We start from the raw sequence: 886 nt of genomic DNA on the forward strand, positions 1-886 counted from the left end.
GCGCGGCTGGTGCCGGGGGAGGAACTCGGCGATCACCCGGCGGCCGAGGCGGCGGCGTTCGCGGCGGCGGTGCGCGCGGAAGTCGATCGGCGCAAACGGCTTTCGGGCATTCGCGACTTCGACGACCAGCTGGTGCTACTGCACGACGTACTCGCCGACCCGGTCCACGGCGAGCGCGCGTGCTGCCGCATCCGCGACCGCTTCCGCGTGACGCTGGTCGACGAATTCCAGGACACCGACCCCCTGCAGTGGGACATCCTGCGGCGGGTCTTCCACGACCACACGACCCTGGTGCTGGTCGGCGATCCGAAACAGGCGATCTACGCCTTCCGCGGCGCCGAGGTCCTCAGCTACCTGGACGCCGTCGCCCACGCCGACACCCGTCGCGAACTCGATACCAACCGCCGCAGCGACGCCGGTCTGCTGGCGGCACTGCACCACATGCTCGGCGGTGCCGCCCTGGGACATCCGCAGATCACGGTGCCGCAGGTTACGGCGGTACGGCCGCACAGCCGGCTCACCGGGCCCGAGGGTGCGGCGGTTCCGTTGCGGCTCAGGTGTTTTCCCCGCCAGGGCGCCGGAGCGTTGAACGGGAGCGGATTCCCGGTGGTGGGCCGCCAGCGCGATCGGGTGGCCACCGACCTCGCCGCCGATATCGTCCGCACCCTCGAGTCCGGGGCCCGGTTGGGCGACCGCCCGCTGGGACCCGGCGATATCGCCGTGCTGGTCCGCACCCGCGCGCAGATCGACCTGGTGCGCGCGGAACTGGACCGCGCCGGTGTCGCGTCCGTACTCGCCGGTGGCGCCAGCGTTTTCGCCACCCGCAGTGCCACCGACTGGCTGTGGGTGCTGCGCGCGCTGGAACAACCGCACCGCGGTGACCGGG

1 protein-coding gene is annotated in these 886 nt (G+C 72.3%); it reads left to right on the top strand.

Annotation, left to right across the window (positions count from 1 at the left end):
- The coding region (locus tag RJ03_RS11310) for a UvrD-helicase domain-containing protein (RefSeq protein WP_036501079.1) at nt 1-886 on the top strand (886 nt) is incomplete at both ends.

Source organism: Nocardia aobensis NBRC 100429, assembly GCF_000308375.1.
Taxonomy (GTDB): domain Bacteria; phylum Actinomycetota; class Actinomycetes; order Mycobacteriales; family Mycobacteriaceae; genus Nocardia; species Nocardia aobensis.